At 71.7% G+C, this 16,081-nt stretch carries 19 protein-coding genes; 8 read left to right on the forward strand and 11 right to left on the reverse strand.

The features are described from left to right. Position 1: 1 nt before the first annotated feature. A complete protein-coding gene (locus tag C5H89_RS17985) occupies positions 2–766 on the reverse strand; it encodes a carbon-nitrogen hydrolase family protein (RefSeq protein WP_104108322.1) in 765 nt (254 codons plus the stop codon). 39 nt (positions 767–805) lie between these two features. On the opposite strand from C5H89_RS17985, the gene C5H89_RS17990 reads away from it, so the two are divergent. Genes C5H89_RS17990 through C5H89_RS18005 form a run of 4 tightly spaced genes read left to right on the forward strand, consistent with a single transcriptional unit; the run spans position 806 to position 3,374 of the window. Further along, complete coding sequence (locus C5H89_RS17990; RefSeq protein ID WP_104108323.1) at positions 806–1,366, forward strand: molybdenum cofactor guanylyltransferase; 561 nt, start codon at positions 806–808, stop codon at positions 1,364–1,366. A 17-nt stretch (positions 1,367–1,383) separates the two neighbouring features. After that, on the forward strand, positions 1,384–1,710 hold the full coding sequence (locus tag C5H89_RS17995) for a DUF6457 domain-containing protein (protein ID WP_104108324.1): 327 nt from the start codon (positions 1,384–1,386) through the stop codon (positions 1,708–1,710). Between the two features lie 26 nt (positions 1,711–1,736). After that, positions 1,737–2,714 carry an NAD(P)H-quinone oxidoreductase gene (locus C5H89_RS18000; RefSeq protein ID WP_104108325.1) on the forward strand — a complete coding sequence of 326 codons (978 nt, stop codon included), beginning with the start codon at positions 1,737–1,739 and terminating at the stop codon, positions 2,712–2,714. Between the two features lie 30 nt (positions 2,715–2,744). After that, positions 2,745–3,374: a bacterial proteasome activator family protein gene (locus C5H89_RS18005; protein ID WP_275887133.1), complete on the forward strand. Its 630-nt coding sequence runs from the start codon at positions 2,745–2,747 to the stop codon at positions 3,372–3,374. Here the strand turns inward: C5H89_RS18005 and C5H89_RS18010 are convergent. From C5H89_RS18010 to serS, 4 genes are read right to left on the reverse strand one after another with little or no spacing between them, the layout of a single operon-like run. After that, positions 3,371–3,979 (reverse strand): hypothetical protein, encoded by a 609-nt coding sequence (locus tag C5H89_RS18010; RefSeq protein ID WP_104108327.1) that lies wholly within the window; start codon positions 3,977–3,979, stop codon positions 3,371–3,373. The two genes, C5H89_RS18005 and C5H89_RS18010, sit on opposite strands and share 4 nt — an antisense overlap. Before the next feature lie 10 nt (positions 3,980–3,989). Then, on the reverse strand, positions 3,990–4,841 hold the full coding sequence (locus C5H89_RS18015; RefSeq protein WP_104108328.1) for an HAD family hydrolase: 852 nt from the start codon (positions 4,839–4,841) through the stop codon (positions 3,990–3,992). Further along, positions 4,838–5,743 (reverse strand): HAD family hydrolase, encoded by a 906-nt coding sequence (locus tag C5H89_RS18020; protein WP_104108329.1) that lies wholly within the window; start codon positions 5,741–5,743, stop codon positions 4,838–4,840. The genes C5H89_RS18015 and C5H89_RS18020 overlap by 4 nt, the downstream gene beginning before the upstream one ends. 10 nt (positions 5,744–5,753) lie before the next feature. Further along, positions 5,754–7,034, reverse strand: coding sequence for a serine--tRNA ligase (serS, locus tag C5H89_RS18025; RefSeq protein ID WP_104108330.1), 1,281 nt, complete (start codon positions 7,032–7,034; stop codon positions 5,754–5,756). A gap of 47 nt (positions 7,035–7,081) precedes the next feature. Here serS and C5H89_RS18030 point away from each other — a divergent pair, with 47 nt between their 5' ends. Then, positions 7,082–8,656 (forward strand): YegS/Rv2252/BmrU family lipid kinase, encoded by a 1,575-nt coding sequence (locus tag C5H89_RS18030; protein ID WP_104108331.1) that lies wholly within the window; start codon positions 7,082–7,084, stop codon positions 8,654–8,656. 14 nt (positions 8,657–8,670) lie between these two features. Here the strand turns inward: C5H89_RS18030 and C5H89_RS18035 are convergent, their stop codons facing one another. The 3 genes from C5H89_RS18035 to C5H89_RS18045 all read right to left on the reverse strand — a co-directional run bounded on the left by C5H89_RS18035 (position 8,671) and on the right by C5H89_RS18045 (position 9,931). Then, a complete protein-coding gene (locus C5H89_RS18035; protein ID WP_205305115.1) occupies positions 8,671–9,234 on the reverse strand; it encodes a hypothetical protein in 564 nt (187 codons plus the stop codon). Beyond that, entirely contained in the window at positions 9,218–9,466 is a 249-nt protein-coding gene (locus C5H89_RS18040; RefSeq protein ID WP_104108333.1) for a hypothetical protein, read from the reverse strand. Before C5H89_RS18040 ends, C5H89_RS18035 begins: the two co-directional genes overlap by 17 nt. 66 nt (positions 9,467–9,532) lie before the next feature. Beyond that, entirely contained in the window at positions 9,533–9,931 is a 399-nt protein-coding gene (locus tag C5H89_RS18045; protein WP_240181939.1) for a DUF4446 family protein, read from the reverse strand. A gap of 69 nt (positions 9,932–10,000) precedes the next feature. Between C5H89_RS18045 and C5H89_RS18050 the strand changes: the two genes are divergently transcribed. The 3 genes from C5H89_RS18050 to C5H89_RS18060 all read left to right on the forward strand — a co-directional run bounded on the left by C5H89_RS18050 (position 10,001) and on the right by C5H89_RS18060 (position 13,993). Next, positions 10,001–10,885, forward strand: a complete 885-nt coding sequence (locus C5H89_RS18050; RefSeq protein ID WP_240181940.1) for a prephenate dehydratase — start codon at positions 10,001–10,003, stop codon at positions 10,883–10,885. 165 nt (positions 10,886–11,050) lie between these two features. Then, positions 11,051–11,791 carry a hypothetical protein gene (locus C5H89_RS18055; protein ID WP_104108335.1) on the forward strand — a complete coding sequence of 247 codons (741 nt, stop codon included), beginning with the start codon at positions 11,051–11,053 and terminating at the stop codon, positions 11,789–11,791. A 231-nt stretch (positions 11,792–12,022) separates the two neighbouring features. Beyond that, positions 12,023–13,993: an ATP-binding protein gene (locus tag C5H89_RS18060; protein ID WP_104108336.1), complete on the forward strand. Its 1,971-nt coding sequence runs from the start codon at positions 12,023–12,025 to the stop codon at positions 13,991–13,993. Here C5H89_RS18060 and C5H89_RS18065 read toward each other — a convergent pair. The 3 genes from C5H89_RS18065 to C5H89_RS18075 are packed head-to-tail and all read right to left on the reverse strand — an operon-like array spanning position 13,968 to position 16,073. Beyond that, the gene (locus C5H89_RS18065; RefSeq protein ID WP_104108337.1) at positions 13,968–14,372 is read right to left on the reverse strand and encodes a nuclear transport factor 2 family protein; all 405 of its coding nucleotides are present in this window, start codon (positions 14,370–14,372) and stop codon (positions 13,968–13,970) included. The two genes, C5H89_RS18060 and C5H89_RS18065, sit on opposite strands and share 26 nt — an antisense overlap. Further along, positions 14,369–14,989: a dienelactone hydrolase family protein gene (locus tag C5H89_RS18070; protein ID WP_104108338.1), complete on the reverse strand. Its 621-nt coding sequence runs from the start codon at positions 14,987–14,989 to the stop codon at positions 14,369–14,371. Before C5H89_RS18070 ends, C5H89_RS18065 begins: the two co-directional genes overlap by 4 nt. Before the next feature lie 10 nt (positions 14,990–14,999). Further along, positions 15,000–16,073, reverse strand: a complete 1,074-nt coding sequence (locus C5H89_RS18075) for a DNA polymerase IV (RefSeq protein WP_240181942.1) — start codon at positions 16,071–16,073, stop codon at positions 15,000–15,002. Between the last annotated feature and the right edge of the window lie 8 nt (positions 16,074–16,081).

Here is a 16,081-nt window from a genome sequence, read left to right on the forward strand (position 1 = left end):
GTTACCGCCGCCGGTTGGACAAAGAGGGGTTGACGCTGCGAGCGGCCTGGATCTCCGACCGCTCCAGCACGGCGTGCAGCACCTCCGCGTCCGGCCCGGCCTCGCACACTACGTCGCCCAGCGGGCTCACCACGCTGGAGTGGCCGGTGTAGCGGGGTCCGGGCTGGCCCACGCCCACGACGTAGACGGTGTTCTCGATGGCGCGGGCGCGCAGCAGGGTCCGCCAGTGGTCCACCTTGCGCTCCCCCGCCACCCACGCCGAGGGCACGACCAGCACGCCCGCGCCGGCCGCGACCAGGTCGCGGGCCAGCTCGGGGAAGCGGAGGTCGTAGCAGGTCATCAGGCCCAGGCTGAAGCCGCCGACCTCGACCACCACCGGCTCCCACTCCCCCGCGCTGAGCCGGTCGGACTCGCGGTAGCCGAAGGAGTCGTAGAGGTGGATCTTCGGGTACGCCGCCTGCGCGGCACCGCGCAGCACCAGGGTGTTGAACGGCCGGGCCGGGTCGGGGCTGGTGGCGAACATGCCCGCCAGCACCGTGGTCCCGCGCTCGGCCGCGACCCGGGCCACCTCGGTGGCGAAGGGGCCGTCCAGCGGCTCGGCGAAGGGCGCCACGTCCGAGCCGGGAGTGCCGAAGTCGCGGGCGAACGCCTCGGGCAGCACCACCAGGTCGCTGCCGGAGGGGACCACCTCGGCCAGCCGTGCGCGGTTGTCCGCCGGGTCGAGCCCGGAGGCCTCCTGGACGAGGGTCACGCGCAGCTGGTCCATGGCCCCAGCCTGACACGGCCGGGCTGACACACTGGAGCCATGCCCGAGTCCCGGATCAGCTTCTCCGCCGTCGTGCTCGCCGGCGGCACCGGCCTGCGGATGGGCGGCACGGACAAGGCCGCGCTCCAGCTCCACGGACGGAGCCTGCTGGAGCTGGCCCTGGACGCGCTGGGCGAGGCCGACGAGGTGGTGGTCACCGGACCGCCTGCGCCGACCCAGCGGCCGGTCACCTTCGTGCTGGAGGACCCGCCCTCGGGCGGCCCGGTCGCGGGGCTGCTCGCCGGACGCGACGCCCTTGCCCGCACCCCCGGCCTGCTGGCCGTCCTCGCCGTCGACATGCCGCGGGTGGACCGGGGCACGATCCGCCGGCTGCTCGCCGCCGCGACCGGTCACGACGGCGCGTTCCTGGTCGACGGCGGCGGGCGGCGACAGCTCTGCGGGGTGCTGCGCCCGGAGCGGTTGGACGCCGTACGCCCGGAGCAGCCGCACGACGCGGCCGTGCACCGGCTCCTCGCCGGGCTCGACCTCGTCGACGTCCCGGGACGGGAGCAGGAGTCGGTGGATATCGACTCCTGGAAGAACCTGCAGGACCTCAGCTGAGCGGTAACGTCGTTCCGGTGAACCTCCATGACTGGATCGACGAGCTGTGTGACGTGCTGGACATCGAGACCGAGCTGGACGAGGCGCTGGTCCTCGACCTGGCGCGCGATGCCGCGCACAACGTGGAGCGGCGCGCCGCCCCCATCTCGACCTACCTGCTGGGCTTCGCGGCCGGCGCCTCCGGTGCCTCCGTGGAAAAGATCGAGGAGCTCGCTGCGGCGGCCTCCCAGCTGGCCCTGAGCTGGGACCGGCCCGCGGACGCGGCCGATCCCACCGACGTCGAGGTCGAGGTGCCCGACGACGACGCCCTCGTCGTCCTCTCCGAGGACGAGCGCGAGGACTGACCGGCCCCACTGGCTAGGGTGGCGGCATGCGCGCCGCCCACTTCACCACCCCCGGGGGACCTGAGGTCCTCACCGCCATCGACGTACCGACTCCCGAGGTGGGACCGGGTGAGGTGCTGGTGGACGTGGTGGCCACCGCGGTCAACAAGGCCGACACCCTGCAGCGGCGCGGCTTCTACCCGCCGCCGGCAGGTGCCTCGGAGATCCTCGGCCTCGAGTGCAGCGGCCGGGTCGCGGCCCTCGGCGAGGGCGTCACCGGCTGGTCGGTGGGCGACGAGGTGTGCGCGCTGCTGAGCGGCGGCGGGTACGCCGAGCAGGTCGCCGTACCGGCCGGGCAGCTGATGCCGGTGCCGGCCGGGGTCGACCTGGTCACCGCGGCGGCCCTGCCCGAGGTCGCCTGCACGGTGTGGTCCAACGTGTTCATGATCGCCGGCCTGCAGGCGGGCGACCGGTTCCTGGTCCACGGCGGCGGTGGCGGCATCGGCACCATGGCGATCCAGCTGGCCTCCGCGCTGGGCGCCAAGGTCTTCACCACGGCCGGATCGGCGGAGAAGCTCACCGCCTGCGCGGAGCTGGGGGCGGACGTGACGATCAACTACCGCGACGAGGACTTCGTCGAGGTGATCGGCTCCGCCACCGACGGGCACGGGGTCGACGTCATCCTGGACAACATGGGCGCCAAGTACCTCGACCGCAACCTCGACGCGCTGGCCACCGAGGGCCGGCTGGTCATCATCGGCATGCAGGGCGGCGCCAAGGCCGAGCTCGACATCAACAAGCTGCTGCGCAAGCGCGGCGCGGTGATCGCGACGGCGCTGCGCTCGCGCCCCACCGAGGAGAAGTCCGCGATCTGCGCCGCGGTCGTCGAGCACGTCTGGCCCCTGGTCGCCGACGGCAGCGTCGTCCCGGTGGTGCACACCAGGCTGCCACTGGAGGACGCCGCCGCAGGCCACACCCTGATGGACGACAGCTCGCACGTCGGCAAGATTCTGCTCACCGTCTGATCTCATCACCACCGACCTACGATGGAAGGCATGACTGAGAGCAACGCCGTCCACGTCGAGGTGCCCGAGGGCCACGTGATGGTCGTGGGTCACGACGGCGAACCGATCGGCACCGTGCCCGCCGCCATGGTCCACCAGCCGATCGAGGGCGAGGGCGAGGACGAGGCGCGGGGCGTCACCGACCTGGTGGAGCAGCCGGCCAAGGTGATGCGGATCGGCAGCATGATCCGCCAGCTGCTCGAGGAGGTGAAGTCCGCCCCGCTGGACGAGGCCAGCCGCGCCCGCCTGCGCGACATCCACCATGCCTCGATCAAGGAGCTGGAGACCGGGCTCGCCCCGGAGCTGATCGAGGAGCTGGAGCGCATCGCGCTGCCCTTCACCGACGACGCCACTCCCTCCGACGGTGAGCTGCGCATCGCCCAGGCCCAGCTGGTGGGCTGGCTGGAGGGCCTGTTCCACGGCATCCAGACCGCGATCTACGCCCAGCAGATGGCCAGTCGGGCGCAGCTGGAGCAGATGCGGCGCGCCCTGCCTGCGCTCCAGGCCGCGGTCGAGCAGGGCCGGGCCGGAGTCCCGGGACAGCCCGGGCACCCCGGACAACCCGGTCAGCCGGGACAGGCCAACCAGGGGCCGGCCGAGTCCGGCGGGATGTACCTCTAGCGGGAGCGTCCCACCCGGCGTACGACGGCCAGGCCGAGCAGGCCGAGCAGCACCAGCGCAGCGCCCGGCGCTGCCAGCCGCGGCAACGCGGTGACCTCGGCGTCGTCGACCCTGGTACGGATGGCCGCGGGCTTGGGCGGCTCGAGCCGGGTGCCGATGCCGAGCTGTCGCTGCACCCGCTCCATCACGTCGGTGGTGGCCGGCGCGGAGCCGCCACACACGTTGGCCGAGCCGCCCTGGGTCACGAAGAGGTACGCCGTCCCGTCCGGGATCTCGCCCAGGCCGCAGTCGCCGTCACCCACCCCCGAGGTCACCTGCGTCGGGCCGGAGCCCAGCTCGCCCTTGAACACCCGGGCCGGGTTCACGTCGTACGTCGTGGCGCTCGCGCTGGTCGTGGTCGCGATGACCTCGCCGAGGAAGACCGCGTCGGCGCGGTCGACCTGTGCCTTGAACGGCAGGTTCGCGCACGAGCACGCGAACGCGGGCGCCTGCAGCGCCGCGATGCCGACCAGCGCCAGCGGCACCGCCAGCAGCACGACGGCCAGCGGTCGCAGCGCCTGTCGGAGGGCTCGGCTCGTGGCTCGTCGCAGGGTGGAGGCGGGCATGTCGCCGAGCCTAGCCGGACCCGGGGCCCAGTCCGAAGATGGCGGAGAGCGTCTCAGCGACCCCGTCCTCGTGGTGGGCGGGCGCGGTGTGGTCGGCCAGGGCAAGGACCGTGGGGTGGGCGTTGGCCATCGCGTAGGAGGAACCGGCCCACTCCAGCAGCGGCAGGTCGTTGGGCATATCACCGAACGCGACGACCTCCTCGGGGGCCACGCCGAGGTCGGCGCACAGGCGCGCGAGCGTGGTCGCCTTGGTGACGCCGGCGGCACTCATCTCCACCAGCGCCCCGATCGAGGACCAGGTGGTGGTGACCCGGGTGCCGACGGCCTCCTCGACCACCGACCAGAACTCCTCCGGCGCGAGCTCCTCGTGCCGGGCCAGCAGCTTGACCACGGTGTCGTCGGCGATCTGCTCCAGCGGCCCGGTCGGCACCTCGGGCAGCGCGCTGGTCGCACGCCGGGGCAGGAACCCCGCCTCCCGGGCGAACCCGCCGGTCTTCTCCAGGGCGAAGGTGGTGCCCGGCACCGCGCGCCGCAGGGTCTGGCCGACCTCGACCAGGACGTCGCTGGCGATGGGGTGCGCGGTCCGCACCGAGTGGGTCGCCACGTCGTAGACGATGCCGCCGTTGCTGCAGATCGCCAGGCCGTGACCCCCGACCGACTCCCACAGCTGCTCCATCCAGCGGATGGGGCGCCCGGTCACGAAGACCACCGGGACGCCCAGCTGCTCCACCGCGGCGATCACCTCGCGCGTGCGAGGGCTGACCCGGCCCTCGGCGTCGAGCAGCGTGCCGTCGAGGTCGGTGGCCACCAACCGGGGCCGGGGCCGCTCACCAGGACTGCGGTGCCCGACCTCGCCGGTCATCGCCCGTCGGACCCGTCGCGGGCCGGGGTCCCGGACGCGTCGGGGAACCAGCGGTTGATCTCGGTGGCCGCGCCGTTGTCGTTCACGGTCTCGGTCACCGCGTCCGCAGCGGCCCGGACCTCCTCCACGGCCTGCCCCATGGCGACCCCGCGACCGGCCCACGCCAGCATCTCGATGTCGTTGCGACCGTCACCGATCGCGAGCACGTCACGGGCCGCGACCCCCAGCTCGTCGCACACGTGCTGCAGGCCCGAGGCCTTGGAGACGCCGACCGGGGAGAGGTCCATCCAGGCCGTCCAGCCCACCACGTAGTCGGTGCCGTGCAGTCCCAGCCGCGCCGCCAGCTCGACGAAGTCGTCGGCGGTGGCCTCGGGGTCGCGGATGATGACGCGGCTCACGGGGTCGCCGATGATCTCGTGCACGTCGGTGACGATCTGCGCCCCCGACAGCTCACCGAACGGGAACTCGCGGCTCACCCGGTAGCCGCCCACGCCGCGCTCCTCGACGGCGACGAGCGCGTTCGGGTGGTGCTCCAGCACCGCGGCGACTGCGGAGGAGGCGTCGAACGTCTCCTCGTGCACCACGTCCATCGGCGGGTAGCGGAAGATCACCGCGCCGTTGGAGGCCACGATCCACAGCCGCTCGTCGTCGTCGGGCAGGTCCAGCATGTCCGCGATGCGGGTCATCCCGTGCGGGGAGCGCCCCGAGGCCAGCACGATGTGCGCGCCGGCGGCGCGCGCCCGGTGCACCGCGTCGTACACCTCGGGCCGGATGGTCTCGTAGACGTCCGCCTCGTCGTCCACCCAGGCCAGCAGGGTGCCGTCGATGTCCAGGGCGACCATCTGGGGTCGCCAGTCGGCGGGCTTGCCGGCTGCGGGGGTCTGACCTGCGGGGGTGGCCATCGTCTGCTGCTCAGCCAACGAGGGCCACCGGCTCCAGGACGTCGCGGCCCATCCACTTGGCCAGCGCCTTCGGCAGACGGACGGACCCGTCGGCCTGCTGGTGGGTCTCCAGGATGGCCACGATGGTGCGGGTGATGGCGGTCAGGGTGCCGTTGAGGGTGGCGACCGGCACGGTCTGGCCGTCCTCGCGGGTGCGGATGTCCAGGCGGCGGGCCTGGAAGCCGGTGCAGTTCGAGGTCGAGGTGAGCTCGCGGTACTTGCCCTGCGTGGGGATCCACGCCTCGCAGTCGAACTTGCGGGTGGCGCTCAGGCCGAGGTCTCCGGCCGCGATGTCGACCACCTGGTAGGCCAGCTCGAGCTTGTCGAGGAACTCCTTCTCCCACGCCAGGAGACGCTGGTGCTCGGCCTCGGCCTGGTCCAGGGTCGTGTAGACGAACATCTCGACCTTGTCGAACCAGTGCACCCGGATGATGCCCTTGGTGTCCTTGCCGTGCGAGCCCGCCTCCTTGCGGAAGCAGGGGCTGAACGCGGCGTACCGCCGGGGCAGCGTCTCGGCGTCCAGGATCTCGTCGGAGTGGTACGCCGCCATCGCGACCTCCGAGGTGCCGACCAGGTAGAGGTCCTCGCCCTCGATCCGGTAGACGTCGTCGGCGGCCTGACCGAGGAAGCCCGTGCCCTCCATCGCGCGCGGCTTGACCAGCGAGGGGGCGATGACGGGGGTGAACCCGGCCTCGCGGGCCTGCTCCATCGCCATGTTGACCAGCGCCAGCTCGAGCTCGGCACCGGCGCCGGTGAGGAAGTAGAACCGCGAGCCGCTGACCTTGGCTCCCCGCTCCAGGTCGATGGCGCCCAGGATCCGGCCCAGCTCGATGTGGTCGCGGGGCTCGAAGCCCTCGGCGGCGAAGTCGCGGGGGGTACCCACCGTCTCCAGCACCACGAAGTCGTCCTCGCCGCCGGGCGGGGTCGCCTCCTCGGTGACGTTGGGGATCGACAGCACGGCCTCGCGCCACTCCTGCTCGGCCTCGCCCTGGGCCGCCTCGGCGGCCTTGACCTCACCGGAGAGGGTCTTGGTCTGGGCGAGCAGCGCCTGCTTCTCCTCGCCCTGGGCCTGGGGGATGAGCTTGCCGAGCTGCTTCTGCTCCCCCCGCTTGGCCTCGAAGGCGGTGATCGCCTCCCGCCGGGCGACGTCCGCGGCCAGCGCTCGGTCCACCACGTCGGTGGACAGCCCACGCTTGGTCAGCGAGGCGCGCACACGGTCGGGAGTCTCTCGGAGCAGGCGGGGATCGATCATGGGCTCAGGCTAACCGGCGCTGGTGACAGACCGGCATACTCGGGCTCGTGCTTGATCGATCTCGAAGGACCCATCTGACCTGGGCCGCGCTGTGCGCGGTCGTCTTCGCCGCGTTCGCATGGGCGGCCGACAGAGACGTCTCCCCGCTGGGCGGGTTCGACGCCGCGGGCCGGGACGCCGAGGGCTGGGCCGACGACCAGGGCGCGCTGCACCAGCTGCTGCTGTGGATCGAGACGGGCTTCAACACGATCGGCATGACGATCCTCACCCTGCTGGTCGTGTGCTGGCTGCTGGTCAAGCGGCACCCGCGCGCCGCGGGCTTCGTGGCCGGGGTGATGGCGGCGACCGCGCTCCTCACCACCGGGCTCAAGCTCGTGCTGAGCCGGGCCCGGCCCGACTGGCAGGAGTCGATCGGGCTGCACGACAGCCACTCCTTCCCCTCCGGTCACGCCTCCTCGATCACGGCGTTCGCGCTCGTGCTGTGGATCCTGGCCAGCGTCTTCGTGCGCCGTTCCAGCATGCGCCGGCTGGTCACCGTGGCGTTGGGCGGCCTGTGGCTGATCGTGGTGCTGGACCGGGTCCTGCTGGGACGGCACTACCCCACCGACGTCATCGCCGGCACCGTCCTGGCGGTGGCGGTGACCCTGGTCGGCCTGGCCATCGTCGACCCGCGTCCGCGCAGCCTCACCCAGAGCAACGAGCCGCTGCAGGAGGTCTTCGTCTCCGCCAAGCGGCTGGCGGTGGTGCTGAACCCGATCAAGGTGGAGGACGTCGGTCAGTTCCGCGCCACCGTCGAGGCGATGGCCTTGGAGTCCGGCTGGGGCGAGCCCACCTGGCACTACACGACCATCGAGGACCCGGGACGCGGCATGGCCGCCAAGGCCGCGCTCGCCGGGACCGACCTGGTGCTGGTCTGCGGCGGCGACGGCACGGTGCGCGAGGTCTGCGCCGAGCTGGCCGGCACCGGCATCCCGGTGGGCATCATCCCCGCGGGCACCGGCAACCTGCTGGCCCGCAACCTCGACATCCCGCTCTACCTCCGGGCCGCGATCGACGTCGGCCTCAACGGCCAGGACCGCGCGATCGACATGGTCCGGGTCAGCGGAGACAACATCGAGCCCACCCACTTCATGGTGATGGCCGGCATGGGCTTCGACGCCGCGATCATGGAGAACGTCAACGACCAGATCAAGAAGCGCCTCGGCTGGGTGGCCTATGTGTTCTCGGGCATGAAGTCGCTGATGTTCCCTGCCGGCAAGGTGGAGATCTCGGTCGACGGGGAGGAGTTCACCCAGCACCGGGCGCGGACCGTGGTGGTCGGCAACGTCGGCTACCTGCAGGCCGGGATGCCGCTGCTGCCGGACGCAGCGATCGACGACGGCCTGATCGACGTGGTGGTGCTGCACCCCAAGCGGTTCCTCTCCTGGCTGCCGCTGGCCTACCGGGTGATGGCCAAGAGCTCGCGCACCGACGACACCATCGACCGGTTCACCGGCACCACCGTGGTGCTGCGCGCCGCGATCGACACGCCCCGCCAGCTCGACGGCGACTCGGTCGGCCTGGGTCGCGAGCTGGTCATGGAGTGCATCCCCGGCCGGCTGCTGGTGCGCGTGCCGCGCTGACGGGGCCGAGGAGGTCAGTCCTGCGCGGCGGGGATCCCGGTGTCGCGGACCAGGTAGAGCCAGGGGAACGCGGGTGCTGCCACCTGCCAGCCGTCCTTCTCGTAGCGGGACCGGCTGCCGGTCCACAGCACCCGGCGGTGCTCCCACTGCGTGGGCGTACGCCGTACCCGGTGCTTGAGCATCCCGACACCGACGGAGCGCCACCCCAGACGGCCCGCGATGGCCAGCTCGGCCAGCTCGTCGAACGCGGTGACCGGGCCGAGCCAGCGCTCCTCGCACGTCGCCCCCTCCTCGGCGTCCTCGGGCTGGGAGGCGCCCGCGCCCTCGCCGAACCGTTGCTGCGCGGCCTGACGGCTCATTCCGAGCTCGGCGCCGAGGGTGGCCCAGCTGTGGCCGGCCGACCGGGCGGCACCCACGGCCTGGCGCAGCAGGGCGCGGACCTCCTGCTCCGCCTCGGCGGTACGTCGGACGATGGCGAGGTGGTCCTGCTCCTCGTCGGCGGCCGGCAGACCGTCCAGGATCGCTGCCCCGAGAGCCTCGGCGAGGTCTCGGGGGCCCGACTCAGTTGTCGCCATCACGACTCGGCAGCCAGGTCTCGCCCGGGCCCTTGGGCTGGCGCCACAGCAGGCCGACCAGGTAGGCGCCGCAGATGATCAGGGCGACCCCGGCTCCCTGGCCCATGCCGCCGACGAAGCCGTCGATCTGGTTGCCGATCGTCGCCAGGGCGATGCCGATCAGGATCAGGGCCATCGAACCGCCCGACAGCCCCGACAGGCCCTTGGCCGCGCTTCTCTTCTCGAATCTCGTCATGTGTCAACGTTAAGTTGACAGCCGCGCATGTGTCAACCAGTTCTTGACGTTAATCGGCGGCTGGGCTCAGCCGCGGGCGTGCGCGACCGCCTCCTCCTCCTCCGGGGAGAGCTGCTGCTCGCTGGACCAGGAGGCGATGGACTTGGCGTAGGTGCGGGCCTCGCTGCGACCGTGGATCGAGGTGAGCACCACGCCGTCGCCCGCGTCGTCCAGCAGCGCCACCGACCAGGACAGGTGACCGCCCACGTCGCCGAAGGCGTCGTAGCGGACCACGGCCAGGTGGCGCAGCGCACCCTGGGTGGCCGCCTGGAGTGCCGCCACCTCGCGGCGCAGCCCGACCATGTCCTCGGGCAGGGGCGCCTGACCCGACCGGGGCCGCAGCGACGCGGTACGCCGCATGGCGACCACCGAGAACACGACGGCGACGACGGCGAGGACCAGGGCGGGGATCACGGCGAACAGCACGAGCGGAGCCTATGACCGGCACGCGGGCCGTGCGCGGGCGCACCACCGGAGCGTGGGAAAATGCCCCGCGTGAGCACCGCCCCCGAGCACCACCCGGTGAACGTCCCCGGCCCCAGCCCCCGTCGCATCGCGTACCAGGGTGAGGCCGGCGCCAACTCCCACATCGTGTGCCGCCAGCACTACCCGGACTGGGAGGCCGTGCCCTGCGCGTCCTTCGAGGACGTCTTCGCCGCCGTCGAGGGCGGCGACGCCGAGCTCGCGATGATCCCGATCGACAACTCCCTCGCCGGGCGGGTGGCGGACATCCACCACTTCCTGCCTGCCTCCAACCTGCACATCATCGGCGAGCACTTCCTGCGGATCAGCTTCAACCTGATGGCCGTGCCCGGCGCCACCCTGGAGTCGCTGCGCACGGTGCACAGCCACGTGCACGCCCTGGGCCAGTGCCGCAAGGTGATCCGCGAGCTGGGGCTCACCCCGATGATCTCCGGGGACACCGCCGGCGCCGCCCGGGAGGTGGCCGACGCCGGTGACGTCACCCAGGCCGCGCTCGCCCCGCCGCTGGCGGCCGAGATCTACGACCTTCAGGTGCTGCGCACCGACGTCGAGGACGAGGACCACAACACCACCCGGTTCGTGGTGCTCTCCCGCGAGCTCGTGCCGGCACCCCGAGGCGACGGCCCGGTGGTCACCAGCTTCATCTTCAACGTCCGCAACCTGCCGGCCGCGCTGTACAAGGCCCTGGGTGGCTTCGCGACCAACGGCGTCAACATGTCCAAGCTGGAGAGCTACATGGTGGGCGGGCAGTTCGCCTCCACCCAGTTCCTGGCCGAGGTCGACGGGCACCCCGAGGACCCGCCGCTGGCGCGGGCGCTGGAGGAGCTGGCCTTCTTCACCACCGAAATCAAGGTGCTCGGCGTCTACCCCGCCGCACCGGACCGCGGCACCCGCTGAGCGGACACGGTGGCCGAGCGCCGGACGAGCACCGGCGCAACTCGATCGGTATCTCAGGTTTGGCGTACCCCACCTGGGGTAGATACCTCTCGCAGTCGCCGTCTCGGGCCGGCATTCCTGCGGATTGACCGCCCACGTACGCCCTTTCCTCAAGGAGTTCCCTGCATGCGCAGATTCGCCACCCTGGCCGCCGCTTCCGCAGCCAGCCTCGCTCTCGTCGCCCCGGCCGCGGTTCTCACCGCGACGACCGCCTCCGCCGCGCCCTCCAGCGCGAGCGCGAGCACCGCTGACGTCCCCACCGTCGCGGCCCGCAAGGCCAAGATCAAGCTCAAGAAGTCCAAGGCCGGCACCCACTACGGCCTGGCCGGCAACAAGATCACCGCGCAGGTGCGCGGCAAGGGCAAGGTCAAGTTCTCGGTCAACGGCATCGACCTGGGCAAGAAGAAGATCAAGAAGGGCAAGGCCAGCGTCCGCCTGCCCTCCGACCTGGCTCCCGGCACCTACAAGGTCAAGGCCAAGTTCAAGAAGTCCAAGGGCACCATCAAGACCGTCGTCTGGGACTCCGCGCTCAACGTGAACACCGCGGTCTTCACGGTGTCGGCCGCCGGCTATGACTTCCCCGAGATGGCCGGCCAGGTGAAGTTCAAGGGCAAGATCGCCAAGAAGGGCTGGGTGGACATCTACCTGGACGGCAAGAACAAGGGCGGCAGCTCCTCGCCGAACTACTGCTGCATGGCGTCCGTCAGTGCTGACGGCACCTTCAACTTCTCCGGCTACTCCTTCCTCGGCAAGGTCGCCGAGGAGTGGGGCGTGGGCACCCACCAGTTCCGCGCGCAGTACACCCCGACCGCGTCGTTCTCCGACTACATCTACTCGCAGTGGATCACCGTCACCGTCACCCCGTGACCTGACACCAGGCCGATCACGAGGCCGATCACGAGGCCGTCGCCGGACCCCCGGCGGCGGCCTCGTGGCATTTCGGCAGCCGTCACCCCCACCCGTCTCGCGAAATGGTCGGACCACGGGCAGATCTCATCGCGTTGTTCGGCTCCGCCGGAGGCTGGCCTGTGGCAGGCTTCGAGTCGCGGCTACCCGGACGGAGTGGTCAAGCCGCTTCAACGTTCTCGGAGGAGCACGATGGGGAGCCGGGACCTCTTCCTGCTGAGCGTCGCGATCTATTCGGGGCTTCCGCTCCTCTACTCGGTACGCCGCACGAGCTTCCAGTTCCTGCTGCTCTACAGCCACATCGCCAGCGTGCTCACCTTCTGCGGACTCCTGGGCGCCGTCTACATCCTCCCCGTCGGCGGCGGGGTCAACCTGCTGGCCGGGCAGGTCGCCTTCGCCGGCTTCCTGTTCGGCACCTTCATCACGGTGGTCGTGGGCCGGGACCTGCAGGTGGTGCGCAACGTGGTCGCGCTCACCATCGTGGTCAACGTGCTGGTCGCGGCGGTCTTCGCCGTCAGCGGCACGGCGCTGCAGACGTCGGGGGTGGTCAACCCCTTCGACACCTCGCCGGTGGTCTTCCAGCAGTCCCTGTCCACGGTGCTGATCGGCGGCGCGCTCATGGTCCTCGAGCTGCTGGTGCTGCTGGCCGTCCTGGAGTGGGCGAAGAAGCGCCTGGGACCGTGGCCGATGGCGCTGGTCTACCCCACGACGTACGTCGGGGCCCTGGCGCTGGACGGCCTGCTCTTCCCGGTGCTGGTGCTGCGGCCAGATTCGGGGTTGGGCGACGCCATCTGGCAGGGCGTCCAGGCCAAGCTCGTGCTGGCGGCTGCGTTCCTGGTGCCGCTGCTGCTCTTCGTGACGCTGTTCCGACGGACCCTGAACCTCTACGAGGCCCGCCCGCTGAACCTGCTCCACCTCACCGCTCTCTCCCGCGACCACCTCCTGGAGAAGCTCGACAGCCAGCAGCAGCAGCTGCTGGAGCAGCACGACCGGATCGTCGACTCCACCGCCAGCTACGGCCGGGCCAACGCGACCGTGGAGCGCATCCTCGACTCCGCGACCAACACCATCCTGATCGCGCTCGACCCGAACCTGCGGATCACCCATTTCAACGCCGGTGCCCAGCGACTGCTCGGCTACACCGGCGCCGAGGTCGCCGGGGAGCCGCTGTCGCTGTTCCACTCGCCCTCGGAGATCGCCCGGCACGCCGCCGCCCTGGGCACCGACGCCGACCACGTCCAGGTGCTGCGGGTGCAGATGGCGATCGATGCCCGACGCGACTGGGAGTTCGTCGCCTCGCGGGGGACCCGCCACGTGGTCTCCCTCGGCATCACCGAGGTGGTCGTGGACAGCGCCGTGGTCGGCTACGTCGCTGCCGGCGAGGACGTCACGACGCGGCTCCGGGCGGAGACCGCGATGATGACCGCGCTCACCCGCGAGCACGACGCCCTGGTCCGGCTCCAGGAGGCCGACCGGGTCAAGGAGGAGCTGGTCTCCACCGTCAGCCACGAGCTGCGCACCCCGATCGCCAGCATCAGCGGCTACACCGAGATGCTCGCGGACGGGGCGTACGGCATTCTCAGCGACGAGCAGACCCGGGCGCTGGAGCGGGTGCTGCGCAACACCGAGCGGCTCGAGAGACTGGTGGACGACCTGCTCGTGCTGGAGCGGACCGAGGGCGCACCGCTGATGCTGGAGCGGGTGCCCCTGGACTTCAGCGACGTGATCCGCGGCACGGGCGAGATGGTGACGCAGATGGTGCGGGGACGGGACCTGAAGTTCAGTGTCTCCCTGCCCGCCCAGCCGGTGTGCGTCAACGGCGACCACGCGGCCCTGGAGCGGATGGTGCTCAACCTGATCAGCAACGCGGTGAAGTTCACCCCGGGCCGCGGCACGATCGCGGTGCGGATCTCCACCGACGACACGCACGCCTGGCTCACCGTGGCGGACACCGGCATCGGAGTGGCCGAGGAGGACGTGGACAAGCTCTTCACCCGCTTCTTCCGCACCCGGGAGGCCAACGACCGGGCGATCCCCGGCTCGGGCCTCGGGCTGAGCATCGTCCAGGCCGTGGTGAGCAGCCACGACGGCGAGGTCAGCATCAGCTCGAGCACCGAGGTGGGCACCACCGTCAGGGTCAGCCTGCCGCTGGTCGTGGCCTGAAGCCCGAGCAGATCACCCGCAGGTAGTCGATCCGGCCGTCGCTGACCCGGTAGTAGGCCTGCTGCTCGGCGACGTGCGGGCCTTCGGCCAGCCCCAGGTCGAACCGGTACCCGATCCGCCTGGTGTCGGCGACGGCGGTCTCGACCACGCCCGAGACCTCGTCGACCCGGTCCTCCTCGGTGAACCAGTGGTCGAACAGGACCTTCGCCACCTCGTCGCGACCCTGCGCCTCCCAGGACCGGCGCGGGGTGAGCCCCATGAAGTCGACGTCGTCGGCGAGCACCGCGGCGAGCGCGTCCCGGTCCCGGGTCGCGACGGCCTCGACCAGACGGGCTCCGGGACTGGTCCCGGGGATCCCCGCAGGCCGGTGCCCGCTCATGTCAGCCCAGCCAGGAAGCCGACCACCCGGGCCCGGAGCAGCTCGGCGGCCCGCGGATCGAAGCCGGGGTCGACGGGGTCGGCGAAGAAGTGCCCGTCGCCGGGGTAGAGGAAGAGCTCCCCGCGGTCGGCCTGGCCCACCAGCTCCCGGGCGGCCTCGACGTCTCCCTCGTCGACGAAGATGGGGTCCGCGTCCATCCCGTGCACCTGCACCGGCACTCCGGCCGGCCACCGCTCGCCGAACTCGGCGACCGGCACGCAGGAGTAGCACAACAGCGCACCGCGGGCTCCGGGCTTGGTCTGGGCGAGCTTCTGCGCCGGCAGCACCCCGAAGGAGAGGCCGGCGTACACCAGGTCGTCGGGCAGGTCGTCGGACTCGGCGACGCCGGCGTCGAGCAAGGCCGAGAAGCCCACCTTGCGGGCGTACTCCTCACCGGCGGCGATGCTGTCGAAGGTGCGACCGCCGAAGAGGTCGGGGGTGTGCACCGTGTGACCCTCGGAGCGCAGGTCGTCGGCGAACGCCAGGAAGCCCGGCGTCTGCCCGCAGATGTGGTGGAACAACAGGACCTCGGCCATGCCACCAGGGTGGGGCCGCGCCGCGGCGGCGACAAGCCCCATAAGGGTCAAATCAGGTCCGCCCACGTGGGGCTTCCTCGTAGCCGCCGGCAGGCGGCACCATTTCCGCGCGCACCCCGAGCAGCCGGATCGGCCGCTCGTCCTCCAGCTTGGCCAGCAGCGCCAGCGCGGTGTCGGCGATGGTGGCCACGTCGTACGTCGGCTCGGGGAGCTTGCGGACCCGGGAGGTGGTGAAGAACGGGGCGAACCGGACCTTCAGCCCGACCCGCGCACAGGGCCGCCCCTCGGCGCGGATGTCGGCCACCACCTGCTCGGCCAGGCTGGTGACCGCTGCGGCGATCTCCGCGGGCGTGGTCAGGTCCTGCTGGTACGTCGTCTCGCGACCGTGCGCCCGCGGCACCCAGGGGGTGTCGTCGACCGTGCTGCGGCCGTGCCCGCGACCCAGGGCGGCGAAGTAGGGGCCCATGGTGGGTCCGAACTCGGCCACCAGCGGCTCCGGGGGCGACTCGGCGAGCTGGCGCACCGTGGTGATCCCCAGCGCCGCCAGCCGGGCGCCGATCCGCGACCCCACACCCCACAGCGCGGTGGTGGGCCGGTCCCCCATCCAGGCCATCCAGTTGTCCTCGCTCAGCCGGAAGGTGCCGCGCGGCTTGCCGAAGTCGGTGGCCATCTTGGCCCGGACCAGCGTGTCGCCGATGCCGACCGAGCAGTGCAGCCCGGTGGCGGCGAGGACCTCGGCCTGCAGCTCGCGTGCGACGGCCTCGGGGTCGATCTCGTCCTTCGCCGCGGGGAAGCCCACGAAGGCCTCGTCCCAGCCGAGCACCTCCACCACCGCGCCGGGGTGGGCGCGCAGGGTCGCCATCACGGTCGCCGAGGCCGCCTCGTAGACCGGGAAGTCGACGGGCAGGAAGACCGCCTCGGGGCAGCGCTTCACCGCGATCTTGAGCGGCATCCCGGACCGGATCCCGAACTGCCGCGCCTCGTAGGAGGCGGTCGAGACCACCGCACGCTCGGTCGGGTCGCCCCGACCACCCACGACCAGCGGGAGACCGGCGAGCTCCGGGTGCCGGAGCAGCTCCACGGCAGCCAGGAACTGGTCCATGTCGACGTGCAGCACCCAGCCCACCCCGGCAC

The sequence above is a fragment of the Nocardioides sp. 616 genome, from assembly GCF_002930065.1.
Classification (GTDB): domain Bacteria; phylum Actinomycetota; class Actinomycetes; order Propionibacteriales; family Nocardioidaceae; genus Nocardioides; species Nocardioides houyundeii.

Excerpts from the sequence above, each read along its gene's own strand:
- C5H89_RS18055 (WP_104108335.1), top strand. The coding sequence starts at position 11,051 with ATGCGCAGATTCGCCACCCTGGCCGCCGCTTCCGCAGCCAGCCTCGCT.
- C5H89_RS18010 (WP_104108327.1), bottom strand. The coding sequence starts at position 3,979 with ATGCCCGCCTCCACCCTGCGACGAGCCACGAGCCGAGCCCTCCGACAG.
- C5H89_RS18005 (WP_275887133.1), top strand. The coding sequence starts at position 2,745 with ATGACTGAGAGCAACGCCGTCCACGTCGAGGTGCCCGAGGGCCACGTG.
- C5H89_RS18060 (WP_104108336.1), top strand. The coding sequence starts at position 12,023 with ATGGGGAGCCGGGACCTCTTCCTGCTGAGCGTCGCGATCTATTCGGGG.
- C5H89_RS17990 (WP_104108323.1), top strand. The coding sequence starts at position 806 with ATGCCCGAGTCCCGGATCAGCTTCTCCGCCGTCGTGCTCGCCGGCGGC.
- C5H89_RS17985 (WP_104108322.1), bottom strand. The coding sequence starts at position 766 with ATGGACCAGCTGCGCGTGACCCTCGTCCAGGAGGCCTCCGGGCTCGAC.
- C5H89_RS18020 (WP_104108329.1), bottom strand. The coding sequence starts at position 5,743 with ATGGCCACCCCCGCAGGTCAGACCCCCGCAGCCGGCAAGCCCGCCGAC.
- C5H89_RS18065 (WP_104108337.1), bottom strand. The coding sequence starts at position 14,372 with ATGAGCGGGCACCGGCCTGCGGGGATCCCCGGGACCAGTCCCGGAGCC.
- C5H89_RS18015 (WP_104108328.1), bottom strand. The coding sequence starts at position 4,841 with ATGACCGGCGAGGTCGGGCACCGCAGTCCTGGTGAGCGGCCCCGGCCC.
- C5H89_RS18070 (WP_104108338.1), bottom strand. The coding sequence starts at position 14,989 with ATGGGGCTTGTCGCCGCCGCGGCGCGGCCCCACCCTGGTGGCATGGCC.
- C5H89_RS18000 (WP_104108325.1), top strand. The coding sequence starts at position 1,737 with ATGCGCGCCGCCCACTTCACCACCCCCGGGGGACCTGAGGTCCTCACC.
- C5H89_RS18040 (WP_104108333.1), bottom strand. The coding sequence starts at position 9,466 with ATGACGAGATTCGAGAAGAGAAGCGCGGCCAAGGGCCTGTCGGGGCTG.
- serS (WP_104108330.1), bottom strand. The coding sequence starts at position 7,034 with ATGATCGATCCCCGCCTGCTCCGAGAGACTCCCGACCGTGTGCGCGCC.